Origin of the sequence: Pectobacterium carotovorum (assembly GCF_033898505.1) — a bacterium.
GTDB lineage: Bacteria > Pseudomonadota > Gammaproteobacteria > Enterobacterales > Enterobacteriaceae > Pectobacterium > Pectobacterium carotovorum_J.
This window is the reverse complement of record NZ_JAXAFK010000005.1, coordinates 164,483-190,724: the sequence shown is the minus strand read 5'-3', so window position 1 is coordinate 190,724 and position 26,242 is coordinate 164,483. Positions and strand designations below refer to the sequence as shown.

Below are 26,242 nucleotides of genomic sequence, written 5' to 3'. Positions count from 1 at the left end.
ACACTCAGCACAATACCTTGTAGGCCGGGCTATCGGCGTTCAATTCCTCACCTTCCAAACCACATCACTTCGGCATCACGGTGACAATCGCCCGACGATAGGAGAACAGATTCGGTGTTCCCTCATCTTTCGCCTGCAAAATGATATGGAAAGGCGTCGGCGTTTTAACGTCCGGTGCAACAAACTGCGTTTGCATCCCTGATGCGTTGGCCAGCTTCACCTCTGGCGCAAAATGTACGCCTATCGCGGTAGCCGTGGGCTCCTTATATTGCCACCAGGTATAATTCACTTTGTCGCCATCGCGATCGTGAGAACCGTCGGCGGACAGCGTCACGGTTTCTCCCGCCTTAACACTCACAGTCACAATAGAACGCCCGGACTGACCATTCAGCACAAGGTCAGGGTTATGGTTAGCCTTTTTACTTTCCTTCGTCAGCGTCCAGTCCATGCGGGCAGCAAAATCATTCTGGAATGCGTCACGCCAGCGCCAGATCGTGGCCGATGCGGTACGATACATTTTGCCGTTATGACTCATGACCTGATCGGAGGTGCTGACGCGTAGCCCGCTGGTGTCGCCCGGTACGATGGCCGCGTAGCGTCCTCCCCAACTGCCGTATTCCGTATGTTCTGGATCGCCAAGCCCGTTTTGAATCAGATAGAGGAATGAGGGTGTGTCCCCTTCCATCGTATATTCAATCGCAGGATAGACCGCACCGAGCGGGCCTTTGTTACGGATGTGTTTGCTCAGCCATTCGTTATTCACCTGGCTCATGTCGCTACCCTCGGCAAACGATGAGGACATGCCAATCCAGGTAGAAAGGAAATAATCATTCCAGGCATGGATACTGGTGATGTAGCGCAACGTCGGGAAGTTAGCGCGAATCCAGGCACCGGTATTATCTTGATCGGAGATCGCGTACACGCGAATCTTACTGACAAACGTCGCCACCTGCTCTGGCGTGCGAGTAGCGCGTACGTCATGGAGAGCCTGCGCTAAATCTACCGCTCCGCCCCATACTGTAATCCACAGCGGGCGGGCGTCCTGTTTGTCCACCGCCTGAACAATCAATCTGGAGGCTTCTGTCGCTTTATTATCACCCACGACGTCCATGCCAAATCCGGCACGGCCAGACCTGACGACCTGACGCAATGCCTCCGCAGACGGATAGCCGGACGCATGCTGACGCAGGTTAGGCAACACCTGCTCGTAAGCATCAAGACGCTGCATAATCATCTCTGGATTGACCTTATCTCTCAGCCAGGTTGAAGTGGTCGCCACAATCCCTTCGACATCGAATTCGTTACTGTAGAGCAGGAAGCGAACCAAAGACTGCGAGTCATCAGGTTCATTACCAATGTCCGTCAGAATAAGTATTCGGGTTTTCTCCGGCGCGGTTTCTGCCGCCTGACCCAGCACAGGACATAGCAGCGTGCTCACCAACGCCAGTAACATCAACGGCGCACGTATGCTCCCCTTCGGTATGTTCATCTTTTGTCCCTCTTTCATCGGTGTTGTTTTACACATTTATCAGGGCTGAAAAACAAAAAAACCCGCCGTGAATAGCGGGTTTTGCTATCCACGGCAGGTTCGCCTTCATTCATCAGTCACGCCCTGTGCAGACGTTATAGACGTCCGCCCCTGTCACGACAACGAGCTAAAAAGGGATGTGTGACCGATATCACCGGAAAAGACGTGCGCTTTCCGTTATGTCACAGAAAATTAGCGGGGTGTACGACGCAGCCAATCGTGAGCCAAAAACAGCGCACTGACATTACGCGCTTCACGGAAATCAGGCTCTTGCAGCAGCGACATCATGTTATCCACTGGCCAACGGACTTGCGGCATGGGCTCCGGCTCGTCCCCTTCCAGGCTTTGTGGATACAACCCGCGCGCCACCACGATATTCATCTGGCTGGAAAAATAGGAAGGCGCCATGGTTAATGTCGCCAGTAACTCCAGCTGTTCCGCCCCAAAGCCGATTTCTTCCATCAGCTCACGATTAGCGGCTTCAAAGACCGTTTCACCGGGATCGATAAGCCCTTTGGGGAAGCCTAATTCGTACTCCTCAATGCCAACGGCGTATTCACGGATCAACACCAGTTCATCATCAATGACCGGGACAACCATCACCGCCTGTCGACCGCTTGAACGCATCCGTTCATAAACCCGGCGTACCCCGTTGCTAAATTCAAGATCGACGGATTCCACATTAAACAGGCGCGAACGCGCTACCGTTTCTACCTTGAGGATTTTAGGTTTTTGCAGGTTATGACTCATTGATGCCCCCAGAGCGTTACGACCAGAACGGCATCTTAGCCCAACACGCATGAGAGACTGCGCTTAATGCAATCCGCATATGGCATGCTGTTGGATAAGAAAAGATCGTAAATATTCTTTTTTGATTCTGCTCACATTGTGCGTTAACAGTCGCCTTCGCTGCAACTATCGTGACGATGAATTTACGTGTGAGCAACATGCAGGATACATCCTGTATGAGAAACCGCCGCTAAAAGTCAATAACTTAAAAAAAATAGGAATATCCTCATTCAAGTGGCATTTTTTGCTTGTTACTATCATCACCTTATGCGATTAATTCCATTCACAATTACGTTATTAATCTAAGAAAACAATGCCATACGGGTTATCATCAATTGTATAATTTTGTTAAACTCCGACGAAAACAAGGAGCCTCGCGTTTTGGAAGGGAGATGACATGAGCACAATATTTACCTTATTGGCGATATTGCTTGCCTGTCTGATCGCGATCGGAGGTGTTATTGGCTACCGACTGCGCCGTCGTTTCTTATCCACTCCGCCATTACCCGTTTCGCAATCGCTTCCCCGACGGCTCACTGAAGATGAACGCATCGCCGTGGAGCGTTATCTGGCTCAGGAAAACAGCCAGCAAACTACGCCGCTTGATACCCCGAATGCGCAGCCAAAACTGCCGCGTTCCCTGCAAAGTAATCGGGTTTATCCCATCACCCATACGATTACACGCTATGGCCTGAGCACCGATGCTCAGAATAAGTGGCGCTACTACATTGATACACAAGAAATCCATCTTCCACCCAGTTGGGAACAGTTCATTACTGAAAACAACACCGTCGAACTGATAAAAACACGATCGATCCCGCTGGTTATTTCCCTGAACGGCCACTCGCTGACCGAGTGCCTTGACGACCGGCCGCTGGCCCCGCTACCGAGCGAAATACCTGTCCCGAATGCCTCCATCCGTCAGGAAGGCAGTGAGCATGCCGAGTTAGTCACTATCCGTAAGGAAACACGTGAAGAACACGCCATGCATCACTCAGGGGGTTTGAAGGAAACGGCGGTGCTCTGCCTGTCTTTTCTGCTCTTGTTCATCAGCCTGAATAGCCCTATCGCCCTGCTCCCCTGGCTGATCGGCACCGCATCCTTATTAGCAGGCTGGAGCCTGTGGCAGCTCTTTCGCTCACCGTCCGCTCAGGAACTGCAGGATGTGCACTGCCTTCACGGCACGCCGCAAGGCTTGGGTCTGTTTGGCGAATCCAATCAGGGGCCGCTCGGCAATATCTCGCTCGGTAATATCGATCTGATTTACCCGCCTCACTGGCAACCCTACATCACACAGGATCTGGGTAGAAAAACGGATGTCGATATCTATCTCAACCGACAGGTAATCCGTCAGGGGGAACACCTTTCACTGCACGATGAAGTGAAAAATTTCCCGCTACAGCGCTGGGGCCGAAATCTGCTGCTGGCCGTTGGTTCACTGCTCAGCCTGATTTTACTCGTCACTAACGTGCAGCTTGAACTGCCGCTAAAGCTCAGCCTGGCCTGGCTTCAGGGTGCGCAGCGCATTCAGGTCACGCAGGTCAGCGATCTGGAAAAGGCCCAGCTCCGCATTGGTGACACGCTGGCGGTGCGTGGCAGCGGTATGTGCTATGTGCCCGCAGGCATTCATCCGGTTTCCGCGCCGTCGTCCTACGCGTTCAGCCCGTTCGACTGCTCCGCCATTTACTGGAATCAAGCCGCACCGTTGCCCTTACCGGAATCCGAGACGATTGAAAAAGCTTCTGCCTTGCTGAAATCCGTCAACAGTCAACTCCATCCGCAGGCGGAAAAAGAAGGTCAGGTTAATTCTCAGCTAGCGTCCACGATCCAGAAATCAGGGCTGATTTTGATGAAAAACTTCGCTGATGTGGTTCTGAGAACACAAGATTTGTGTAGGCAGGAAAACGATTGCTCCCGCCTGAAAAATGCGCTGGTGAATCTGAGCGACGTCAAAAACTGGAATACGCTGGTCAAAGACGCCAACTCCGGCACGCTGAAAGGCATGAATGTGGTGCTGCCCGCCGTCAGCGCAGAAACGCTGGAATCCCTGGTCAACAGTTCTACCGATCAATTCTTCTATCAGGAAATCAATAACGCAGCAGACTCGCTGAACAGCCCACCGCCGGGTGGATTTCTGATTCGCAGCGATGAAGGACGACAGTTTGTTAACCACCCGCTCCCTCCGATGCCGCTCAATGAGTACCGCCCGTCGGACCAGTGGCAGGAACTCCAGCGGCTTTCTGCAATGCTGTTGCATACGCCGTTTAATGCCACGGGCGTGATCACACAGCTCAGCACCGATGCCAACGGGACGCAGCACATCAACCTGCACAGCGAACCCGACGTCATTACCGTCTGGCGCTACCTCGGCAGTTGCCTGCTGCTACTGCTGTTTTCTGCAACGTTTATCGTCAATGCGGTTCTGACCGGCATTAAAATGCGTAAAAGCCAGAAACGAGTGGCCGACATTCAGCGCTATTACGCTTCTCGGTTCAACATGATGACGAATGCGTTCCCGGACAATCGCCCCCTGCTCCCCCGCTAACGGCATCGTGCCCGTTTTGCGGTTATGCTAACCTAGCGGAATCGGTTTCCCGTCACTATTGCACTGCGCGTCTCCTGCTTCATCATCCCTATGGCACGGCGCGACATCTGGAGTCGTTATGAATCCCCACGTTAACTGGCATGACATCGACACCGTGATACTGGATATGGATGGCACGCTGCTCGATCTGGCGTTTGACAGCTATTTCTGGCTTCAACTGGTGCCGCAGTCGCTCAGTGAAAAACGCCATATCAGCCTTGAGAAGGCACACCAGCTGATCGAACAAGAGTATCAGGCCGTTCAGCACACGCTAAACTGGTACTGTTTCGATTACTGGTCAGAACGTCTGGATCTGGATATCTATCAAATGACGACGGATATCGGCACTCGTGCCCGGCTGCGCGATGACACGACGCCGTTTTTAGCAGCGCTGCGCGAATGCGGTAAAGAGACCATTCTGCTGACCAACGCCCATCCACACAGTCTGGCGGTAAAAATCGAACACACCGGGCTGGATCAGCACCTTGATTTATTGCTTTCCACCCATACTTATGGATATCCGAAAGAGAATCAGCGCTTGTGGCAGGCCGTACAGCAGCAAACCGGTTTCGACCCTGCCAGAACATTATTCGTGGATGACAGCGAACCGATTCTGGATGCCGCGAAAACGTTCGGTATCCATTACTGTCTGGGCGTGCGTAATCCAGATTCCGGCCAGCAGGAAAAGGCATTCCTGCAACATCCGTCAATGAACGACTATCTTGCGCTGCTACCCGCTCTGCGTCACTCCGTTAACGCCGGGTAATTCAGTGGCCTGAGGGGGAAATACGGTGATGAGGTTCCCGTAGGGATGCCTCGCGCTGCGGTCGCCCCAGTATCTCGATCCTTAAACGATCGGCATTAGGGTAATCAAGGGGATTTATGGTGAAAGCTACCGAGCAGGCCGACGACGCCGTTCGTCTGGATAAATGGCTCTGGGCCGCCCGTTTCTATAAAACCCGGGCCATTGCCCGCGAAATGATCGACGGCGGCAAAGTGCACTATAACGGGCAACGCGGTAAGCCGAGCAAACAGGTCGAACTGAATGCCGAGGTTAAACTGCGTCAGGGCAATGACGAACGCACCGTGGTCATTTTGGCCGTCAGCGGCCAGCGCAGAAGCGCGACAGAGGCGCAGGCGTTGTATCAGGAAACGACCGAAAGTATTGAGAAACGAGAAAAGCTGGCGCAGGCGCGGAAAATGAATGCGCTAACGATGCCACATCCCGATCGCCGCCCTGATAAAAAAGAGCGACGCGATCTGATTAAATTTAAATACAGCGATCAGGAATAACGCTCCGCCCTTCATTTGTTGGTCATCAAACTGATGACAATAGAGAGAAGACTCAGCGATCGCCGCACTATTACGACGAGAAAACATTATGGCTCACGACCAATTACACCGTTACCTGTTTGAAAATTATGCCGTTCGTGGCGAGCTGGTAACCGTTAACGAGACGTATCAACGTATTTTGACCAACCACGACTATCCGCCTGCGGTGCAAACGCTGCTGGGTGAAATGCTGGTTGCCACCAGCCTGTTGACGGCTACGCTAAAATTCAGCGGCGATATTACCGTTCAGCTTCAGGGCGATGGCCCACTGAAACTGGCGGTGATTAACGGCAACCATCAGCAGCAAATGCGCGGTGTTGCCCGTCTGCAAGGGGATATCGCGCCGGGGAGTTCGCTGAAAGAGATGGTCGGCAATGGCTATCTGGTCATTACCATTACGCCAACGGAAGGTGAGCGTTATCAGGGCGTTGTCGGTTTAGAAGGTGAAACCGTTGCAGAATGTCTGGAGAGCTATTTCCAGCAGTCCGAGCAGTTGCCGACACGGCTGTTTATCCGTACCGGACAGCACGAGGGCAATCAGGCGGCCGCGGGTATGCTGCTTCAGGTACTGCCTGCGCAGGATGCCGATCGTAATGATTTTGATCACCTGACGCAGCTCACCACCACGGTCAAAGCCGAAGAGCTGTTTACCCTGCCTGCCACCGAGGTGCTGTACCGCCTTTATCATCAGGAAGAAGTAACCGTGTACGAACCGCAGGATGTCGAATTCCGCTGCCACTGTTCGCGCGATCGTTGCGCAGATGCATTAATGACGCTGTCCGATCAGGAGATCAATGAAATGATCGAGCAGGACGGTGAAATCGATATGCACTGTGACTATTGTGGCACGCACTACTTGTTTAATTCGCTGGACATCCGCGCCATACGGCACGATTCATCAGGAAATCTGTTGCATTAATCGTTTTAACGGGTACGAAAGTACCCGTTTTATTTTGCTTATTTTCCCATCTATAAACCGCCGTGATTATTTTTCAAACACCCTAAATAAGCAAAGTTATTAATGAATTTATTTAATTTTATGATTGCTATCGCGGTTAAAATAAGCTCACTCCCTACAATGTTTAGTAGTACGACTATAACTTGAGGAGTAGCAACATGCAGATCAACGGTATTACCCCGCAAGCCCTGACGGCTTATGGAATCCACGATGTCCGCGATATTGTCTACAATCCCAGCTATGAACTGCTTTTTGAAGAAGAACGCTCTCCTACCCTACAAGGCTATGAACGCGGCATCGAAACCCAACTGGGTGCAGTCGCCGTCGATACCGGCATCTTTACCGGCCGTTCCCCGAAAGACAAATACATCGTGCGCGATGACGTTACACGCGACACCGTGTGGTGGTCCGATCAGGGTAAAGGTAAGAACGATAACCATCCGTTGAGTCAGGAAACCTGGACGCACCTGAAGCAGCTCGTCACTACGCAGCTTTCCGGCAAGCGCCTGTTCATCATCGATGCCTTCTGCGGCGCGAATCCAGACAGTCGCCTCAGCGTACGTTTCGTAACGGAAGTGGCCTGGCAGGCGCATTTCGTCAAAAACATGTTTATCCGCCCGAGCGATGAAGAACTGGAAGGCTTTGAGCCAGACTTCATCGTAATGAACGGCGCAAAATGCACCAACCCGAACTGGCAGGAACAGGGGCTGAACTCCGAGAACTTTGTCGCGTTCAACCTGACAGAGCGCATCCAGCTGATCGGCGGCACCTGGTACGGCGGCGAAATGAAGAAAGGTATGTTCTCCATCATGAACTATCTGCTGCCGCTGAAAGGCATCGCCTCCATGCACTGTTCGGCAAACGTCGGCGAAAAAGGCGATGTGGCAGTCTTCTTTGGTCTTTCCGGTACAGGCAAAACCACGCTGTCCACCGACCCCAAACGCCAGTTGATTGGCGATGACGAACACGGCTGGGACGACGACGGCGTCTTCAATTTTGAAGGCGGCTGCTATGCCAAAACCATCAAGCTATCCAAAGAAGCCGAGCCGGATATCTACGGCGCGATCAAACGCGACGCCCTGCTGGAGAACGTCACCGTGCTGGCAGACGGTACCGTAGACTTCAACGACGGTTCGAAAACCGAGAACACCCGCGTCTCTTATCCTATCTACCATATTCAGAATATCGTTAAACCGGTCTCCAAAGCGGGCCATGCAACGAAAGTGATCTTCCTGACGGCTGACGCATTCGGCGTGTTGCCTCCTGTTTCTCGCCTGACGTCCGATCAAACGCAGTATCATTTCCTGTCCGGCTTTACCGCCAAACTGGCGGGAACCGAACGCGGCGTGACGGAACCGACACCGACCTTCTCCGCCTGCTTCGGCGCAGCATTCCTGATGCTGCACCCAACGCAGTACGCTGAAGTGCTGGTAAAACGCATGAAGGCGGCCGGTGCACAGGCTTATCTGGTGAACACTGGCTGGAACGGCAGCGGTAAACGTATCTCCATTAAAGATACGCGCGGGATTATTGACGCCATTCTGAACGGCAGCATTGATAATGCAGAAATGCAGACATTACCGGTCTTCGATTTGGCGATCCCAACCTCGCTGCCCGGCGTCAACCCTGACATTCTCGACCCGCGTGATACCTACGCGAGCGTCGAACAGTGGCAGGAAAAAGCGGACGATCTGGCACAGCGCTTTATCACCAACTTCGATAAATACACCGATGCACCAGCAGGCGCAGCGCTGGTGAAAGCAGGACCGAAGCGGTAAACGCATTCCCCTCCTCTGAGCAGGGGAGGGGACATTCATTCCATCTATACGTTAACGACTCACCCAGCGAACTATCTCTTATACATAAATACAGGAATTTACCTCGGTTTTTTCCTTTCCGGCGTAAAAAATTATGCTGAGGAGCTAGCAGGCTTAGGATGAGCCGCAGGACGCGGCGAAAGCTTGCGCCACGTCTGGAACGTGTCGCAAGCGGTCCGTTGAGCCTGATACGACGAAGGCACCGCGGCAGCGGCATAATTTCCGCCGAAAGCCTGGGGTCACGGGGCGAGCGGCGTGTGAGCCGTCCCGTGTCGGGCGCGTGCTACACGGGTAGCATGAAAATAACGGCATTATCGCGCACGAAACCCTCTTCTCGTCAGCATAAAAACTGTGGCTAAGAGACAGAGGAAACCGGATGGGTCATTCTTTCACTGTACTGATTTCAGGCGCATATGCCTCTGCGAGCAGCGGCAAATACGCGCGGACACAGAGCCCACCGCGTTCGCTGGTGCCGACATCCAGCACGCCATTGTGCGCATCAATAATACGCTGCACAATCGCCAGCCCCAGCCCAGTACCGCTGGTGGTTCGCGCGCTGTCGCCGCGAACAAACGGCTGGAACAGATGCTTCAACTGATCGGGCGCAATGCCTTCTCCATCATCCTCGACCTGAAACCAGACGCGCTGTAGCTCACGTCCGGTACTGACTTTTATCCAGCCGTTACCGTAACGCGCCGCATTCACCACCAGATTCAGCGCCGCACGTTTTATCGACAGCGAACTGATGCACACCAACAGCTCACCGGTAGCAAACTCGCTGTCGATCTGGCGTTCATAACCGCTCTCCGATGCCACCACTTCACCCATGATGGCGTTCAGATCGGCCACTTCCGTCTGCATTTCCTGGCCGGTACGCAGATAGTCAAGGAACTGCTCAATAATCGCATTACACTCTTCAATGTCCTTATTGATCGACTCCGCCAGATAGTCATCTTCCTTGCCCATCATTTCGGTCGCCAGACGAATTCGCGTCAGCGGCGTACGCAGGTCATGGCTCACGCCTGCCATTAACAGCGTGCGGTCATCGGCCAGCAGCTTCACGCCGGAGGCCATCTGGTTAAAGGCGCGAGTCACGGAACGCACCTCGGAAGCGCCATACTCCCGCAGCGGCGGCGGAATAATGCCCTTACCGACCTGCAACGCCGCATGCTCCAGCTCAACCAAGGGTCGGTTCTGCACCCGGATAAAGAGCCAGGCGCCGCCAATCACCAGCAGCATGATCGCCAGCGTATAGCGGAAGAGCGGCGAGAAATCGCCTTGATGGATTTCAGTGAGGGGAACGCGCACCCAGATATCCGGTGACAGCCAGGTTTTCAGCCACACCACCGGCGTGTTCTTGCTGACCTCAACCCGCACATCCGTCGGGCCGCCCAGCTGTTGCGCCATCTGGTCACTCAGAAACTTGTAGTGCTGAGCCCACCGCAGGCCGCTTTCCTCCGCCGCCGCATTGGTGTATAGCGATATACCCAATTCGCGGTAAATCTCACGCCGGAACGCAGGCGGCACCTCAAGCGTGGAGCCATCTTCCAGTTGCAGACTGTCCGTCATCAGCATTCTTACTTCGTATGCCAGCACCTTATTGAACTGCTGCAAACTCGGCAGAATAGCGAAATTGAGCACCACCAGATAGGTGGTGACCAAACTGACAAACAACAATGTGACAATCAGTAGCAACGTCCGTGCAAATGAGCTGCGCGGAGAAAAGCGCCATTGCATCATGCCTTACTGCCGTCCGGGACAAACACGTAGCCAAGACCCCACACGGTCTGGATATAGCGCGGGTGCGCCGGATCCTCTTCCACCATGCGGCGCAGACGAGAAATTTGTACGTCGATGGAACGCTCCATCGCGCTGTATTCACGACCACGGGCCAGGTTCATCAGCTTATCGCGGGACAGCGGTTCACGCGGGTGGCTCACCAGCGCCTTCAGCACGGCAAACTCACCGCTGGTCAACGGCATAGGTTCATCATCACGGAACATTTCGCGCGTGCCCAGATTCAGCTTAAATTTACCAAACGCGATAATGGCTTCTTCCTGCGACGGCGCGCCCGGCAGTTCATTCGCCTGGCGACGCAGCACCGCACGGATGCGAGCCAGCAGTTCACGCGGGTTGAAAGGTTTAGGAATATAATCGTCCGCGCCGATTTCCAGCCCGACGATACGATCCACTTCTTCCCCTTTCGCCGTCACCATAATGATCGGCATCGGGTTGCTTTGGCTACGCAAGCGACGGCAGATGGACAGACCATCTTCGCCCGGCAGCATCAGGTCCAGCACCATGAGGTGAAAGGATTCACGGGTCAGTAAACGGTCCATCTGTTCAGCATTGGCTACGCTACGTACCTGAAAACCCTGCTCAGTCAGATAACGCTCCAATAGCGCACGCAACCGCATGTCGTCATCTACAACCAGAATTTTATAGTTTTCTTGCATTCTCTTTCTCCAAAGGCGTAATAGCGCCGACGCTGCTATTGTTCAGAAACACACGAATTACTGACAGTCGTTTCTGGTATACATTCTAGGCAAAATTGTTACAAAGCATATTAAAATTCGTGTAATCAATCATTTCCTTTGCCATCAGTCATAAAATAATCGGCGATTTACGGTGGTTGTCGTTCACAAAGATTGTCGTTTACGAAAGCTGTCATTTACAAATGATTATAGTAATGCTGCCGCTAATAAAAAGGCGCGGGAGTGGCAAAAGCAGGAGAAAAGAGAGGCGGGAGAACGCCGTCGCCCGGATACAGAGCGACAGCGTAAAGTGATTAACGCATGAGTTTATCCAGCACAACACTCACCGACGGCAGCGCGGGCTGGAAAAGATGGCGCGTGGTCTTGTAGGGAAACAGGCTCTTCTCTGCCACAATCGTCTGCATAATCAGATTCTTGCAAAAAGGCTGTCCGGTCTTCCAATGGTAAACCGACACGCGGGGATCTTCGTAATCGAGCAGTGCGCAAGGAATGTGCTTTAACCCCAGTTCGGTGGCCGCACGTAGCCGGTGGTTACCGTCCATAATAATCCCGGTCTCTTTCTCGATGGGTACCGGTGTCGTCCAGCAGCCACAGCGGCAAATATCCTCCATCAAACACTCCACGTTCGACATATCAACATTTTCAGAGGGAAGCAGGAACTGCACGGGCGTAAGGGCAATGTGGTAGCTCATACCTTCAAACATTATCCACCTCCTGACGTAACGGTCTCGTGTAGCTCCGGTTTATGTACCGGAGCCGGCCTCTTATTGACTTACTGCGCAAGACTGACGAAATAGCCCGGCTGATAATCAACTGGTAAAAACTGCTGATGAAGCTGGCGGAAGGTCTCATCCGCGCTGAGATCGCGGAATAAGTCAGGGTGGAACCACTCAGCCAGTTGCTGGATCGCAATGAAATCATAGGGGCCGTTATAAAACTGATGCCAGATGGCATGGAACGCGCGTTTCTGCTTCGCAACGGTGTTGGTATACGCCGGCCGCCCCAGAAACCATTCGAGCCGCTTGCGCCCTTCCGTCATATCCTGCCCTGGCCCCAGCCCAATCCAGCGTCCGCCCGGCACGAAGGCTTCAAAGTTGCCGCTGGTAATCACCACCACTTCCGGGTTTTCCACAATCACCTGTTCAGGGTGCATCTGCATAAACGTGCTCGGCGCATTTTTTGCCGCAACATTCTCGCCACCGGCCAATTGCACGAACTTACCAAAGTTATCCGGGCCGAACGTCAGGCAGCATTCATCGGTGTAGCCCCCCAGCCGCTCAATGAACACGCGTGGTGAACGCGGTTTTTTGGCCGCCAGCACGTCAGAAACGCGTTTTAGCTGCGCCTCGCGAAACGCGAGAAAGGCTTCGGCGCGCGCTTCCTGATTAAACAGCTTGCCGAACAGGCGCATGGTCGGCGCGGTGTTTTCCAACGGGTGATAGCGAAAATCGACATACACAATCGGAATACCGACGCTATCCAGTATCCGGTCATAGCCCGCATCGACAACCGACCGCTGCGCCTCAATGTTCATAATGATGACGTCCGGCTTCAGCGACACCGCCTGCTCCACGTCGAACGTGCCCTTTTCCGTGCCGTCAAACGTTGGGATTTTCGCCAGTTGAGGAAAACGATCGCGATACTGGTGCCACGTTGCCGGATCCGACTGAATCAGATCGCGCTTCCAGGCGACAATCCTTTTCGCCGGATCTTCCCGATCGAGCATCGCGACCAGATAAAGCTGACGCCCCTCGCCCAACATAACGCGCTGCACTGGCGTGTTGACTCTCACCTCACGCCCCAGCACGTCCTTGATGACAGTGGAGGTTTGTGCGGTTTGCTCAGCCTGCCCCACCAGCGGCGACAGGCCGACCATCAACAGCACACCCAGCAATAACCGACGGCAATGTTGCCGCGTCCAACGATTACACATTTTCGATATTTCCCTTCGTCGAGAGAGAGTCATGTTTTTCCGCCTGTATCCGCAGGCGTCGTAGCAGCATCAGCGAGACCAGGAAGGTCACCAGATACGCGGCCCCAACGCAGAAGAACAGCGAACGTAGTCCGGGGGAATAGAGCACCAATCCGCCCAAAGAAATGCCCAGAATCGAGGCAAACTGGCTGACGCTTTGTGCCACACCGAGTATGTAACCCTGCTGCCCGGCGCCAGCCGCACGGGAAATCAGCGCCATCAGAACCGGCGTCGTCGCCCCCAGCAGCACGCCCCACAGGAAATAAAGCGGAATGAAAATCGCAATATTCAGGATCGTGGCGGCCGCCAACGTCACAATGGCGCAGGCCAGCATGACCACACACAGGCGGCTCAGCGTCTGCGACAGCGAGAGGTTTTCAAAATAGCGCGCCCACAGCGACGCAGAGACAATCACACCGGTCGCCTGTAAGCCATAACACAGCCCGATAACCCACTTATCCACCTGAAAGACGCCGTCCATATAGAGAGAAAACGGCGTTTGTGGAATCATGCGGCTGGTCAGCAGCAGGCCGGAAATCAGCAGCAGACCGGAAATCGGCGACAGTGCCCAGAGCCGCCTGCGGGGAATTGTTTTCGCCTGTGCATCCGCTGGCGGAGCAACGGGAACCTCGGGGGAGACATGCGGCAGGAACAACGCCACGGTAATGCCGCACAGCGCGCAGAGGATCGCCGCGCTCAGGTTGATCCAAAAGAAATTCAGGTAATCGAGGATCAGCCCGCCGACAATCGCTCCCAGCAGCGATCCCACGTTGGTGGACACCTGAAGCCAGGCGAACAGCCGCGTACGCTGTAACGGGCTGACCACCGCGACGCCATAGGCCTGCGCGGGGGCGATATAGCCCGCACAGGCACCCTGAATAAAACGCAGGGCGACTATCGTCCAGATATCATTGGCCCACGCCAGTCCGAGCTGGGTCAACGCCAGCCCAAACAGCGCGCGGATCATCATGGCTTTGTTGCCCAGCCGATCGCCCATCCGTCCCCAGAAGGCGCTGGTCAGCATGATGCCCAGCATCGGCCCGACGTACACGGCAATCCCCGCGATACTCAGTTCCGCGCCGGACGACATACTTTCCAGATGCAGCGGCCAAAACGGCCCGCTCATCTCCATCGCGCCCATCGCGACCAGCTGTACGACAAACATGAAGTGGATGATGAACGCCACCTGCCCGCTCAAGCGCATGGTTCGGATCCTCCTGATTCCACGGCGTCACCCTGCCTCATTTCAGCCACGATCGTCATTTCCCCCCCTTCATGCCAACCAGTGCGGCGGGAAATAGTCGGGACGATCCTGCGTGGATGTGCCCATGTAATCGCTGCACCACCGGTAGACTTCCTCAATGTACGGCACGCTGACCGCCAGATTTTCTGCGATGGTCACCAGCAGGCTCAGGCCGTAGGCGATATCCTCCTGAAACACCCGATGCAGCGTATCAAACACGTACCCACCAGCGTCATGCTGTCGTAGCGGCAGGCCGATACCGTGGTAAGCCTGATTGGTGCGCAGCACAGAGAGCATCGTGTGCGCATCGGCAATCTGCTCGCCATAGGCATCGATAATCTCCTGCTTAAGCGGCAGCACCGAGTCCAGCCGCACGCCGAGTCGCGTCTCCAGCGCCGCGCACAGTTGCTGGTTCTCTTCATCCATGCGTTCCAGATAATAGGCACCGAGTTCCGGGCAATCATTCCACCAGCATAGCGGCTGCGGGAGCGGTCGGGCGTGCCACTGACCGTAGGGGCCGATCAGGCCATAAATCACCGCACTGTGCATAATCGGGTTACCCGGCGTCAGCGTGATTTCCAGATAATCCGGCAATAGCACCACTGGCGCGGAATAAAGCCGCTGCAACAGCGCCATCAGCACCTGCTGGCTCGCAGCCGTTTCACGCCGATGCGTGGCAACATACAGCGTGGATTTTTCGCCGCCCATTTTGATCGACTGACCTGGCAGCAAATCAAACGCAATATGCGCAACGTCCTTCATTCCCCAAATCACCGCGTTTGGCCGAGCGGCCAATTCACGTTCAGCCAGCCAGTCAAAGCCGCAAAAACCGGGAATGGCACCAACGTACACCGGCTTGTCGGCAGGCAGATGGGGAACAATCCGCGCCAGAAGATCGGCGCGGAAGTTGGCGGGAACGGTGATGATAACGACGTCCGCATCGCGGCAGGCTTCCGCCGGATCGCAGGTGACGCAGTCCGGCGTGGCCGTCAGCGTCTTGCCATCCGGCAGCAATGCGTGTAGCCGTTTACCGTGCTGCTGGTAGGCTTCCGGCAGGCGGGGATGGCTGCCCAACAGCGTCACCTTGACGTCCGGCAGTTGCTTAAACAGTACCGTGGTGAGATGGCCGGTCTTACCGGCCCCGCAAATCACCACGTTAAGCGGCTGCCCGCTTAGCGCTTCGGTCATCCTTGACTCCTTAGCTTGCCTGCTCCAGAGAAATCGCGTTGCCCAGCCAGCGATCCAGATCGTGCCACACGCCGCTATCTGTCAGATTACGCGCCGCCAGCCACTCTTCGTTAAACACCGTGTGCAGGTATTTTTCACCGCCGTCGGCGATCGCCAGCACGACGTTGCCGCCGATGCGATCCTGATAGATCAGCTCCAGCGCCTTATAGATCACCCCCCCCGTTGAGCCGCCGACCAGCAGGCCGTAATGGCGTGCGACATAGCGTGCCGTTTCAAATGCCTGTGTATCCGAGACCTGCTCGCCGCAGTCGATGCAGCTGTAATCCAGTACCAGCCCTACGGTATCTCCCGCGGGCGTACCAGTGCCGGACTGATAGTAAGGTTTGCCGGGGTGGCCGAAGACGATAGAGCCCACCGGTTCAACGGCAATGGTCGTAATATCCGGGTTATGGACTTTCAGGCCGTGTGAAATGCCGGTCATCGATCCGCCGGTGCCCACGCAGCCGACAAACGCGTCGATCTTGCCAATCTGGCTGAACAGCTCGCGGACAAAATCGGCATAGCCGCCCGCATTCGCCGCGTTATCCGACTGGTTCATAAACACCGCGCCGGGTATTTCCTGCGCCAGCTGTGCCGCCATGCGCTGACGCTCCACCACCGCCACCTCATCTTCACCGTAGTCGCCGGAGACGTAGCGAATTTCCGCGCCGAGCGCGCGCATGATGGCAATTTTGTCCTGTGCAGCGTGGTGATCGACCACAGCGATAAAGCGCAGGCCGTATTCGATCGACGCCAGCGCCAGCCCGATACCGGTATTACCCGATGACGACTCAACGATGGTGCCGCCGGGGCGGATTTTGCCTGACTTCAGCCCGGCGACAATCATGTTGCGCGCCATGCGATCCTTCATGCTGCCGCCGGGATTGTTCTTCTCCACTTTTAAAAACAAACGCGTATCCCCATAGGGAACCGGAATTTGTATAACGGGGGTATTACCAATCAAATCAGTTACTTTATTCAGGATCATGGTTCTGCTCCATTCAGTTATCACTGGAAAAAATCAGCTCACCTTTCTTACCTTTGAACGCACACAAGCGCGCAGGCAGCGGATGTCGATGAAACGCGTTCTCCAGCAGGTCCATCTGGTATCCCGCCGTATTCGCGTAAATCAGTAAATCACCTGGCTGCGGCACGGTTCGAAAATGAATCAATCGGTTCGTAATGACATCGTCGTCCAGACAGCTGTGTCCGGCGATCCAGGCCTTGCCCGGCACCGGACGTGTGTCTTTTTTGACGGAAAAAACATGCAGAGGATCAATCAAAAACTCAGAGTTAAACCAGGTTTCACACGCGCTGAAACTACTCCCTTCCACAAACACGACGTGGTTGCCATCCGGCTGGCGGCGCGTGCGCGTGACGCGAAACACCGTAATCGCACTTTGGTCAGCCAGACTACGTCCCGGCTCTATCGCCAGAATCAGGCCGTGCTGCTTGAGTACGTCTGCCACGCGTTTCTCCCCGATTGAGGCTGACAGAAATGCCTCAAGATAGTCAGTTGCCGAACGCTCGCCACCATACGGATAAAACGAGGTCGGCACCTGACCGTGGCGGTAGTCTGCCCCATTCTGCTTTGCCAAATAATCCTGATAGCGCGAAGCCGGAAGATATTGAATCGGCAATCCCCCGCCGATATCAATAATGGCGGGCTGTAATCCCTTTGAGCGCGCTCGCTCCAGCAACGGCAGCACCTCAGCCAATGCGGCCACGCGGGTGTCGGGCTCATAGCCGCTCAGATGGAAATGGAAGCCCTCCAGATGAAGCGCATTCAGTCTGGCACCCAACGTCTCCAGGCAAATAGCGATCTCATCAGCCAGCATGCCAAACCGGCTGGCCTGAGCGAACGACGGGCGATAGCGCAGCAAAACCCGCACCGGCTCCGTCACGCGCAGCAAATCCGCCAGCGCGAGCAGCTCGTCGAACTCTTCCGGCGAATCCAGCACGATAAGCGCGCGGTGATAAACCAGCTCCGTCAGGAATTCGCGCGTCTTCGCCGGACCGGTGGCGCACAGCCGCATGCCGTCACAGCCTGCCCGCAGTGCATCTTTCAGTTCCTGTAAGCTGGAAACATCCACGCCGACGCCCGCGTTAACGGCCGCCTGTACCAGCCCCGGTGATTTGTTCACCTTGGCACCGTAGTACAGACGGCAGTCCACATCATGACGCTGCAACACGGTTCGCAATGCCGCGATATTGTTGGCAACTGTGTGCGGCCAGACAATATTCAGCGGCGACCCATACTGCTCAACCAGCCATGACAGCCTTTGCGGCGAGTTGAAAAGAAACTGCTCAATCTCACTATCCAGATAAGGCGTCAGTCTCTCAGGCCAGTGGGCCTGTGCGACAGAGGGGGAAGACACTGCGGCAAAGCTAAACAGGTTGCTCATCGCTATCTCCTTAACGTTCGGTTCCTGAAAAATGCCTATCCTTAGAAATCAACCGCAACGGACAGCATCAGCGTCCGCGGCGTTCCTTGCGATACCGTGCTGAACGATGTCACGCCAGACCAGTAATTGCGGTCAAAGGCGTTGAGTACATCCGCACGGAACGTGGTGGGCGCGTTGTAGATTCGCGTCTTGTAGCGCGCGCCGAAATCAACGGTGGTCCAGGAAGGAATAGATTGGGTATTGATGGTGTTGACGTTCTGCTTCCCGTTATGGGTGACGTTGGCATTGAGCGTCAGATCGCGCAGGAACGGCAGGTCATATTCCACGCCAGCGTTAGCCTGAAAACGCGATGTGCCCGGCGCGCGCTTGCCCTGCGCCCCCGGCGTCACGCTTTTGGTTAGCTCGGCATCCAGCAGCATCACGCCACCGGTCAGACGCAGATCTTCTAGCGGTGAACCAACCACATCCAGCTCGATACCCCGATTGCGCTGCTCGTTGGCATCAACAAATGTGCCGTTAACCAGCGCGCCGCTCGGCTTGGTAATCTGGAAGACACTCAGCGTGGAAATCGTCCCCAGCGCATCCACTTTCACCCCAGCTTCGTACTGCTTGCTCTTATACGGCGACAGTACCTGCCCCGCATTGCTCGCCGTCGTGGGGGCCACGTCCCCTTTACTCAGCCCCTCAATGTAGTTGGCATAGAGCGAGATGTGCTGCCAGGGTTTAACAATCACCCCGAGCATCGGGGTGATTGCGCTCTTGTCATAAGAAGAGCGCGCTCCGCCATCTGGCGCTGCGAAGTTATCCGAGTTGATCTGCTGATACCGTAGCCCACCCGTCACTTGCAGCGCATCGTTCCAGAAGCCAAGCGTATCCGCCAGCGCGATGCCGGATAGCGCGGTGGACGAACGTTTGTAGATACTCGACGGCGCGGCGATATCCTGTGCTGGCGCAGAGACAGGGTTATAAATATTTGAATCAATTGCCGTTCCCGCTCTGCTGGCGCTGGCCTGACGATCGCGATAGTAGCTGGTCTGGGCCGACAGCTTATGAGTGACCGATCCGGTTTCCACATCTGCGCGAACGCCGGTCGCGAAATTGTAACGACTGGTGGTAAAGCGATAATTCCCCACGCCGGAACGAATGTCGCCGTTGTTATTAATCACCTGCGGCACCTGCTCCGACAGTCGGCTCACGTGTGCGCTGGAACCGCCGAGATCGGTAAACCAGGTGACGTTATCCGCCAGATCGTATTCGGTATGCAGCAGTACCGACTGGTCTTTGGAATGCCAGAATCCCCACGGCTGGGAGATGTTGGTGTTGCCATCCGGCGCGTCGGGCACGGTCACACCGGCCGCAAACGAATAAGGACGCGACGGTGCCCGGGTTTTCAGGTGCTGAGTGATGAGATCCAGCGTGGCGCGGAAACGTTCTGACGAGAAATCCAGCCCCAGCGCGCCGACCTGCGTGCGCTTGTCGCTGCCGTCCCACACCGTATCGCCATAGCCATAGTTACCATTAAAACGAATGCCGAGCAGGTTGTTGTTCTCCAGCGCATAGACGCGGGAAATATCCGCATGCTGCGTGAGTTGAGAATCAGACTGCCAACTGGTGGTCAGTCGGGTCAGATTGCCGACGGTGGTCGGGCGTTTGGTGACGGCATTAATCACGCCACCCACGCTGCTGTTCGGCGACAGCCCATACAGCAGCGCCGACGGTCCTTTCAGCACTTCCACTCGCTCGATGTAGTCGGTCATCAGCTGATAGTTGGGCGCAACACCGTAGACGCCGTTCATGGCGATGTCGCTCAGGTTTCCTTCATTGAGTGGAAAACCGCGGATGTAATAAGAATCCAACAGACCGCCCTGAGAACTGCTCACCCGCACCGAGGCGTCATGAGCCACCACCTGCCCCAGCGTTTGCGCCTGTTTGTTTTCAATAAACGATGAGGTCACGTTGCTGACGTTAAACGGCGTATCCATCACGTCCTTTTTGCCCAACAGCCCGGTACTGGACGATCGCGCCGACATGCCGCCCGCCACCAGCCCCTGTACGGCTTCCGCATTTTTGGCTTCAACCACGATAGTGGAATCATCGCGCTCGCCCGTTTCAGCCTGCGCGGGTATCGCGATGCCGCTTAGCACAGCCGTTACGGCGATGGCCAACGCGGAGGGAATAGGAAAACGCGTTTTCCCGGTAGGTGGAGTGAAGTTCTTCCTGGCGTTCATCAACTAAGTTATCCATCTCAAAATGAGGAGTGAAAAAAGATGCTCCCGTGTTTTCAGCCGGTGAGGCGGGAGCATCGCCATACATCACGATCCGATGCGGGTTTCTTCCCCTGCCGTGAGGAAGGGATTGCTCAGACCGTGCTGAATCCGGTAGTCGCGGTATTCCTGGATGTGCATGCGCAGCAGCGAGCGCGTGTACCAGGGCTGGGTCAAAAACATGTCGCGTTCGGTCTGCCACAGTTCGCCGTCAACGCGCGACTTCACTGCGTCAAACGCCGCAGCCGTTTCCTCTTTCATCACCTGCCACAGCCGGGCATCGGCAAAGCCATATTCCGCACTGAGCGCCAGCGCCAGTTCATGCAGGTGGCTGACAAAACAGGCATCGACGACAAACATCCTCACTGGCTCGATATCGCCTTCAAACACCGTGGGCAGAATGCCGGGCCAAACGTAAGGTTGCAGGTGATAGCCGCCCTGACGCAGCAGCGGCGCGTAGGTACGCCCGTCGCCGAAATCGCGGATTAATAATCCCTGCGCGACGCCTTCAGATGAAAAGAGGATCTGGCTGTTCTGCTGGTGCGCTTCCAGCCCGATGCCGTACAGCAAATAGATAGCGATGACAGGCCGGGTCACGGCACGCACGTATTGGCGGAACCACGCTTCGGGGCCAAGCCCGGACAGCGTGACCAACTCGGTGAACAGCGGCTGGTCGCGATGAGGCAACGCCGTAAACAGCGTGGCGACGGTCACGGGTAGCGCGCCATCCGAGCGTTCATAGGCATGTGCATCGCGGAACACGACGGAGAGGTGTTTGCCCGGCGCATCATCCTGATGAACCGCGTGCTTGTAGTGGAACGCCGCCTCTTCGCGGAAAAACTCCAGCCGCTGCTCGAACCCACCTTCCTGCGCCAGAATCGCTTCGATAATGGTGCTGATACGTGGCCCCATGTGGATGGATTTCGCCTGTAGGCTGCGCATTTCGCTGGTCATCCAGATGGCGACAGGCAGTTTGATGAAGGGGGACGCAGGCGGTTCAACGGGCAAAACGGTACGGAACGACATACCCGGCAGCGTGATGAGATCGGGACCATCGGTCAGTAGAATCCCTTCGGCGATCTCATCCGCATAGTGAGATTTCACCCAGTTTTCCAGATGCCAGCTGTGGATGGGCAGCGGGAGCCACTGCGTCTCATCCAATCCCTGTTGATTCAGGCGCTGCTTCCAGTCCTGCCAGAGCGCGGGGAACGCCTGAGCAAACCACTGATGAAAATCATCGACGTGCGGCATACATTCGACATATGCCATATCGCGGCGCAGCGCGGTAATACGCAGCGGTACGCGGGCATTGAATTCGGGTGATAGCTTTTGGACGTCTTCGTCACTCAGTCCAGGGCGGGATTTCCAGGTCGGATAGTAGGGATGCCCTTCCAGCGAACCCCACTGATCGAGAAGCATGGCAGCATCGCGAATGCTTAACTGCCGACGCAGCCACTGTGTGAAATGGTTCTGCCCGTCCCGCTGCATGGCATCAGCCACCTCAGCACGCCATCGGCAGCGATAGCGCCGGGCATTGGTATCATTACGAATACTGTTACCCACATCTTTTTTCAGGCCGCTGATGCCGCTCTCTTCAGGGAGAAAATCGAAATTATCGCGAAGTAAATCAATCAGCCGTTCGTGACTGGTGACGGGAAAAGAGGTGCCATCTGAATTAATGAGATAAATATTTCCATTATTAATATATGTGTTTGCCGGTGCTGGGGAAATATCATCAAATTTCAATACACCTTTACTACCCCGCAAAGTCAGCGTTGCACCCCTGGAATTACCCTCAATAAAATTCAGGTCATTTTTATTCAAAATCCCTTCTGCGAAAAAGCAGCGAATCAATCGCCTTAACGCATTTTTATTTGAATAATCAGAGAGAAAATCATCTGCATTCCGATGTATATCCCTGTGTTTAACGTCGTCAGCCTTGATATTCATAACCACTCCTCATACCGATAAAACAAGTAAAAATTGATTGCAGTAACGTATAAAAGGGTGTCATTAAAGCTCGGGTTAACACATCCCGAAACTTAATAAAAATGTCGTGATAGATGGATTGAAAAATAATGAACGGAAAGCTAGCATATCACCAATGTCAATGTAAATAGGTATCATTCTTATTCGCAACTAATTAGTTACATTTTAATAAAATGTCTTTTAATCAATTAATTAACAAAAGGAGAGCAGCATGGAACACGCTAAAACCTATCTCTTTGTGCCTGGTAATGCGCCCCACCGCTTTCAACATGCCGTCAGTTGCGGGGCCGATGCCGTGATATTTGATTTAGAAGATGCTGTTCATCCTGATGAGAAAAACCAAGCCAGAGAAAATATTATCCAGTGGGATAAAAACGATACTCCCGTCTCTGAAATAAATTGCAAAAGATATATACGTTTAAACAAGTTTGGTTCAATGGAATTCAGTGAAGACATCGAGTTTCTGAATAAACTCAACAATAAAGAGAAATTAAGAAATAACGTACTATCCAAACATAAAATAGTCACATGGGAAATTGTTTTACCTAAAATAGAATCAGCAGAAATGCTGAATGAAGCACGGGAAATGATAAATCGTAATAGATTGGGAAACGTGAATATTATTGCGATTATTGAAACCGCACGCGGGTTGCATAATGCAGAAGAAATTTGTGCGGCAGGAGTAGAAAGAGTCGCATTTGGTTCACTGGATTTCTCACTTGATATTCATTGCGATCAATCTCTGCATGCCTTGCTGTATGCCAGAAGCCGTATTGTCGTGGCTTCGAGACTGGCCGATTTGCCCCCGCCAATAGATTGCGTCAACCCTGACTTCACACATCATGACCGGGTGTTAGCCGACGCATTACATGCGCGCTCGCTCGGCTTCTCGGCCAAACTCTGTATTCACCCTTCACAGATCGATGCCGTTCAGCAGGCATTCGCAACGGATCGCAGCAAAATAGACTGGGCAAAGCAGGTTCTGAAAGCGGCCGAACACAGCTACGCTTTCCAGATAAACGGCGAGATGGTGGATTTACCCGTTATTGAGCAGGCCAGACAGCTGCTGCGGACGAAAAATATAGATGACTAAGAACCTTCCCATTAGGGCTAACGTGCACTTGCCCGGTGTGCCACATGCATTTCATCGATGTGTCGCTACCGGGCGGCTTATTACTTAACGTAATCAATGGAATTGACGAACCACTCACGCGGGCCGTCTGGCGTATTCACGGTGAATTCCTCATCAACCGCTTTTTTCAGCATAGCGCGCGCCATCGGGGAATCGATCGAAATATAGTCTTTATTGTCGCCGTAGATCTCGTCCGGGCCGACAATCCGAAAACGCTTCACATCACCCTGCTCATTTTCGATCTCGACCCAGGCGCCAAAAAATACGCTGCCATCCTGCTGCGGCGAATAATCAACGATTTTCAATTCCGTCAGGCATTTTCTCAGGTAACGAACACGCCTGTCGATCTGGCGCAATAAACGCTTGTTATAGGTGTAGTCTGCATTTTCTGAACGATCCCCCAGGCTAGCTGCCCAAGAGACAATTTTCGTAATTTCCGGGCGTTTTACATTCCAGAGATGATCATGCTCTGCCCGCAGTTTGTCATACCCCTCGCGGGTAATCAGGTTGGTTTTCAAGTCATTAACCCCGTTAGGCTCTTAGTGCGTACAACATGCTTCGATATCCCTCGCCCGAAAAAATCACGCGTTCATTACACAGATTTACAGTTTTGGCTAATAATCTATCAACAGACATAAATATGTCATTTCTATCCCGTACTTTTAGCCACGGAGAGCTACGGAGAACGATTTATGTTTAGCTTAGACGCCATTCTGCAAGATCTTGCCCCGCATCGCCATACGCCACCCTGGCAGAAAACGGTTTTGCGTTCTCTGCTATTTGAAAATGAAATGCAGCAATTTGCCCGGCGTTACCCACATTTGAAAGGCTTGGATCTGGTTGAGCAGATTCTTGATTACTTCAACTTCAATTGTGAAATGGTCGAAGGGGATTTAGAAAATATCCCCAGTCAGGGGCCGGTGGTGTTGGTTGCCAACCACCCGATTGGCTCACTGGACGGTTTGGCGCTACTGCGCACCGTCGCCAGCGTCAGGCCCGATGTCCGCATCGTCGCCAGCCAGCTACTCTCTTATGTCGCCCCGCTCAAAAATCTGTTTTTTTCCGTCGATAATTTCAATAACCGTACCAAACGCCAACAGGTCAACGCCATCCAGCAGCATTTGGAAGGAGACGGCGCGATCATCGTCTTCCCGGCGGGCGAGGTTTCACGCGTCAGCCTGCAAGGGATTCGCGACGGTCACTGGCATAATGGTTTTATCCGCATGGCGAGCAAAGCCCGCGCGCCTGTGGTCCCGATTCATATCGGCGGACGCAACAGCGCGCTGTTTTATCTCTCCTCCATGGTTTATCGCCCGCTATCCACCCTCTTGCTGGTGAGAGAAATGTTTGGTCAGCGCGACCAAACCCTCAAGCTGCGTATCGGTGCCAGAATTCCCTACGCGTCCTGGAGTCAGGGCGAGTGGAACGCTAACGATCTGGCGGCCCGTTTCCGACGTCACGTTTATCGTCTGGGACAAGGAAAGCCCGGCTGTTTTACCGGTGAAAAACCCATTGCGCTGGCCGAAGACCGCGTGCTGCTGAAGCGCGCGCTGTCAGAGTGTGAAACGCTGGGCACCACACCGGATGGCAAGATTGTCTATCTGTATCGTCGCGGTGAAGAAGATTACGTGCCGCTGTTGCGCGAACTCGGACGCCTGCGCGAAATCGCCTTCCGGGCCGTGGGCGAAGGCTCAGGGCAACGCCGCGATCTGGACAGCTATGATGATGATTATTTGCACCTAATCCTGTGGGACGAGCGCGAACTGGAGATTGTCGGTGCCTATCGCTTTGTCTCGACGGCAAGTCTGATCGCCGAAAAAGGGAAAAGCGGTCTCTATAGCCACAGCCTGTTCCAGTACGGTGACGAAATGGATCCGATACTGGCGTCGGGCATTGAGCTGGGGCGCAGTTTCATTCAGCCCAAATATTGGGGTAAGCGCGGGCTGGATTATCTCTGGCTAGGCATTGGTGCCTATCTGGCGCGTTACCCGGAACACCGCTACCTGTTCGGTCCGGTGTCGCTTTCCGGAACCCTACCGTCAAATGCCCGCGATTTGCTGGTTGCGTTTTACCGCCTGCACTTCACGCCCGACCAGCCGCTGGCAACGTCGCGTCGCCCGTATCCGGCCTCGCTGCCTGACGTGCTGAAACAGTTTGAAGGAACGGACTACCAGCAGGATCTCACAAGGTTGAAAAGCATGCTCAGCAACATGGGCTGCGCGATCCCCACGCTCTACAAGCAGTATTCGGAGCTGTGTGAACCGGGAGGCGTGCGGTTTATTGACTTCGGCATCGACCCCGATTTCAATAACTGCATCGACGGCCTGGTGCTGGTCGACCTGCAACAGCTGAAAGAATCACGTTATCAGCGCTATATCGCTCCATTTGTTAGCGATAGTGCTTCTTGATTGACCGGTGCGTTAGCTTATAACGAGCTAACGCACCGCCTGCATTAACCCACACCATAACACCGCGCATTTTGTCTCTCAGATCACACATTTCATACG

Annotated in this window: 20 protein-coding genes; 7 read left to right on the top strand and 13 right to left on the bottom strand. The window is 54.3% G+C overall.

The genetic code is table 11. The features are described from left to right. Window positions 1–64: 64 nt before the first annotated feature. Together R9X49_RS19195 and nudE are read right to left on the bottom strand one after the other, a co-directional pair. Complete coding sequence (locus tag R9X49_RS19195; RefSeq protein WP_319849945.1) at window positions 65–1,489, bottom strand: DUF1593 domain-containing protein; 1,425 nt, start codon at window positions 1,487–1,489, stop codon at window positions 65–67. Between the two features lie 231 nt (window positions 1,490–1,720). Further along, entirely contained in the window at window positions 1,721–2,278 is a 558-nt protein-coding gene (nudE, locus tag R9X49_RS19190; protein ID WP_319849944.1) for an ADP compounds hydrolase NudE, read from the bottom strand. A 436-nt stretch (window positions 2,279–2,714) separates the two neighbouring features. Between nudE and R9X49_RS19185 the strand changes: the two genes are divergently transcribed. The 5 genes from R9X49_RS19185 (at window position 2,715) to pckA (ending at window position 8,969) form a co-directional block, all read left to right on the top strand. Beyond that, a complete protein-coding gene (locus tag R9X49_RS19185; protein ID WP_319849943.1) occupies window positions 2,715–4,862 on the top strand; it encodes an intracellular growth attenuator family protein in 2,148 nt (715 codons plus the stop codon). Window positions 4,863–4,980: 118 nt separating this feature from the next. Beyond that, a complete protein-coding gene (gene yrfG, locus R9X49_RS19180; RefSeq protein ID WP_319849942.1) occupies window positions 4,981–5,667 on the top strand; it encodes a GMP/IMP nucleotidase in 687 nt (228 codons plus the stop codon). 116 nt (window positions 5,668–5,783) lie between these two features. Then, window positions 5,784–6,194: a ribosome-associated heat shock protein Hsp15 gene (gene hslR / locus R9X49_RS19175; RefSeq protein WP_319849941.1), complete on the top strand. Its 411-nt coding sequence runs from the start codon at window positions 5,784–5,786 to the stop codon at window positions 6,192–6,194. An 88-nt stretch (window positions 6,195–6,282) separates the two neighbouring features. After that, window positions 6,283–7,152 carry an Hsp33 family molecular chaperone HslO gene (gene hslO, locus R9X49_RS19170; RefSeq protein WP_319849940.1) on the top strand — a complete coding sequence of 290 codons (870 nt, stop codon included), beginning with the start codon at window positions 6,283–6,285 and terminating at the stop codon, window positions 7,150–7,152. Window positions 7,153–7,349: 197 nt separating this feature from the next. Further along, window positions 7,350–8,969, top strand: coding sequence for a phosphoenolpyruvate carboxykinase (ATP) (pckA, locus tag R9X49_RS19165; RefSeq protein WP_319849939.1), 1,620 nt, complete (start codon window positions 7,350–7,352; stop codon window positions 8,967–8,969). 420 nt (window positions 8,970–9,389) lie between these two features. Here the strand turns inward: pckA and envZ are convergent, their stop codons facing one another. The 10 genes from envZ to R9X49_RS19115 form a co-directional block, all read right to left on the bottom strand. After that, a complete protein-coding gene (envZ, locus tag R9X49_RS19160; protein ID WP_225086034.1) occupies window positions 9,390–10,748 on the bottom strand; it encodes a two-component system sensor histidine kinase EnvZ in 1,359 nt (452 codons plus the stop codon). Then, window positions 10,745–11,464: a two-component system response regulator OmpR gene (gene ompR / locus R9X49_RS19155; protein ID WP_005969424.1), complete on the bottom strand. Its 720-nt coding sequence runs from the start codon at window positions 11,462–11,464 to the stop codon at window positions 10,745–10,747. Before ompR ends, envZ begins: the two co-directional genes overlap by 4 nt. 332 nt (window positions 11,465–11,796) lie before the next feature. Continuing rightward, on the bottom strand, window positions 11,797–12,207 hold the full coding sequence (locus tag R9X49_RS19150; RefSeq protein ID WP_319849938.1) for a ParB N-terminal domain-containing protein: 411 nt from the start codon (window positions 12,205–12,207) through the stop codon (window positions 11,797–11,799). Between the two features lie 68 nt (window positions 12,208–12,275). Next, complete coding sequence (locus tag R9X49_RS19145) at window positions 12,276–13,436, bottom strand: ABC transporter substrate-binding protein (protein ID WP_319849936.1); 1,161 nt, start codon at window positions 13,434–13,436, stop codon at window positions 12,276–12,278. Next, window positions 13,429–14,679: an MFS transporter gene (locus R9X49_RS19140; protein WP_319849935.1), complete on the bottom strand. Its 1,251-nt coding sequence runs from the start codon at window positions 14,677–14,679 to the stop codon at window positions 13,429–13,431. Before R9X49_RS19140 ends, R9X49_RS19145 begins: the two co-directional genes overlap by 8 nt. A gap of 69 nt (window positions 14,680–14,748) precedes the next feature. Then, entirely contained in the window at window positions 14,749–15,906 is a 1,158-nt protein-coding gene (locus R9X49_RS19135; RefSeq protein ID WP_319849934.1) for an NAD/NADP-dependent octopine/nopaline dehydrogenase family protein, read from the bottom strand. Window positions 15,907–15,916: 10 nt separating this feature from the next. Next, entirely contained in the window at window positions 15,917–16,933 is a 1,017-nt protein-coding gene (locus tag R9X49_RS19130) for a cysteine synthase family protein (protein WP_319849933.1), read from the bottom strand. Between the two features lie 13 nt (window positions 16,934–16,946). Beyond that, window positions 16,947–18,350: a Y4yA family PLP-dependent enzyme gene (locus R9X49_RS19125; protein WP_319849931.1), complete on the bottom strand. Its 1,404-nt coding sequence runs from the start codon at window positions 18,348–18,350 to the stop codon at window positions 16,947–16,949. 41 nt (window positions 18,351–18,391) lie between these two features. Next, window positions 18,392–20,578: a TonB-dependent siderophore receptor gene (locus R9X49_RS19120; protein WP_319849930.1), complete on the bottom strand. Its 2,187-nt coding sequence runs from the start codon at window positions 20,576–20,578 to the stop codon at window positions 18,392–18,394. An 84-nt stretch (window positions 20,579–20,662) separates the two neighbouring features. Beyond that, window positions 20,663–22,564: an IucA/IucC family protein gene (locus R9X49_RS19115; protein WP_319849929.1), complete on the bottom strand. Its 1,902-nt coding sequence runs from the start codon at window positions 22,562–22,564 to the stop codon at window positions 20,663–20,665. Window positions 22,565–22,814: 250 nt separating this feature from the next. Between R9X49_RS19115 and R9X49_RS19110 the strand changes: the two genes are divergently transcribed. Next, window positions 22,815–23,696: a CoA ester lyase gene (locus R9X49_RS19110; protein WP_319849928.1), complete on the top strand. Its 882-nt coding sequence runs from the start codon at window positions 22,815–22,817 to the stop codon at window positions 23,694–23,696. Window positions 23,697–23,776: 80 nt separating this feature from the next. Here the strand turns inward: R9X49_RS19110 and greB are convergent, their stop codons facing one another. After that, a complete protein-coding gene (gene greB / locus R9X49_RS19105) occupies window positions 23,777–24,253 on the bottom strand; it encodes a transcription elongation factor GreB (protein ID WP_319849927.1) in 477 nt (158 codons plus the stop codon). Window positions 24,254–24,427: 174 nt separating this feature from the next. Here greB and R9X49_RS19100 point away from each other — a divergent pair, with 174 nt between their 5' ends. Beyond that, window positions 24,428–26,143 carry a lysophospholipid acyltransferase family protein gene (locus tag R9X49_RS19100; protein WP_319849926.1) on the top strand — a complete coding sequence of 572 codons (1,716 nt, stop codon included), beginning with the start codon at window positions 24,428–24,430 and terminating at the stop codon, window positions 26,141–26,143. The last annotated feature ends 99 nt before the right edge of the window (window positions 26,144–26,242 follow it).

Excerpts from the sequence above, each read along its gene's own strand:
- R9X49_RS19195 (WP_319849945.1), bottom strand. The coding sequence starts at position 1,489 with ATGAACATACCGAAGGGGAGCATACGTGCGCCGTTGATGTTACTGGCG.
- nudE (WP_319849944.1), bottom strand. The coding sequence starts at position 2,278 with ATGAGTCATAACCTGCAAAAACCTAAAATCCTCAAGGTAGAAACGGTA.
- R9X49_RS19185 (WP_319849943.1), top strand. The coding sequence starts at position 2,715 with ATGAGCACAATATTTACCTTATTGGCGATATTGCTTGCCTGTCTGATC.
- yrfG (WP_319849942.1), top strand. The coding sequence starts at position 4,981 with ATGAATCCCCACGTTAACTGGCATGACATCGACACCGTGATACTGGAT.
- hslR (WP_319849941.1), top strand. The coding sequence starts at position 5,784 with ATGGTGAAAGCTACCGAGCAGGCCGACGACGCCGTTCGTCTGGATAAA.
- hslO (WP_319849940.1), top strand. The coding sequence starts at position 6,283 with ATGGCTCACGACCAATTACACCGTTACCTGTTTGAAAATTATGCCGTT.
- pckA (WP_319849939.1), top strand. The coding sequence starts at position 7,350 with ATGCAGATCAACGGTATTACCCCGCAAGCCCTGACGGCTTATGGAATC.
- envZ (WP_225086034.1), bottom strand. The coding sequence starts at position 10,748 with ATGATGCAATGGCGCTTTTCTCCGCGCAGCTCATTTGCACGGACGTTG.
- ompR (WP_005969424.1), bottom strand. The coding sequence starts at position 11,464 with ATGCAAGAAAACTATAAAATTCTGGTTGTAGATGACGACATGCGGTTG.
- R9X49_RS19150 (WP_319849938.1), bottom strand. The coding sequence starts at position 12,207 with ATGTTTGAAGGTATGAGCTACCACATTGCCCTTACGCCCGTGCAGTTC.
- R9X49_RS19145 (WP_319849936.1), bottom strand. The coding sequence starts at position 13,436 with ATGTGTAATCGTTGGACGCGGCAACATTGCCGTCGGTTATTGCTGGGT.
- R9X49_RS19140 (WP_319849935.1), bottom strand. The coding sequence starts at position 14,679 with ATGCGCTTGAGCGGGCAGGTGGCGTTCATCATCCACTTCATGTTTGTC.
- R9X49_RS19135 (WP_319849934.1), bottom strand. The coding sequence starts at position 15,906 with ATGACCGAAGCGCTAAGCGGGCAGCCGCTTAACGTGGTGATTTGCGGG.
- R9X49_RS19130 (WP_319849933.1), bottom strand. The coding sequence starts at position 16,933 with ATGATCCTGAATAAAGTAACTGATTTGATTGGTAATACCCCCGTTATA.
- R9X49_RS19125 (WP_319849931.1), bottom strand. The coding sequence starts at position 18,350 with ATGAGCAACCTGTTTAGCTTTGCCGCAGTGTCTTCCCCCTCTGTCGCA.
- R9X49_RS19120 (WP_319849930.1), bottom strand. The coding sequence starts at position 20,578 with ATGAACGCCAGGAAGAACTTCACTCCACCTACCGGGAAAACGCGTTTT.
- R9X49_RS19115 (WP_319849929.1), bottom strand. The coding sequence starts at position 22,564 with ATGAATATCAAGGCTGACGACGTTAAACACAGGGATATACATCGGAAT.
- R9X49_RS19110 (WP_319849928.1), top strand. The coding sequence starts at position 22,815 with ATGGAACACGCTAAAACCTATCTCTTTGTGCCTGGTAATGCGCCCCAC.
- R9X49_RS19100 (WP_319849926.1), top strand. The coding sequence starts at position 24,428 with ATGTTTAGCTTAGACGCCATTCTGCAAGATCTTGCCCCGCATCGCCAT.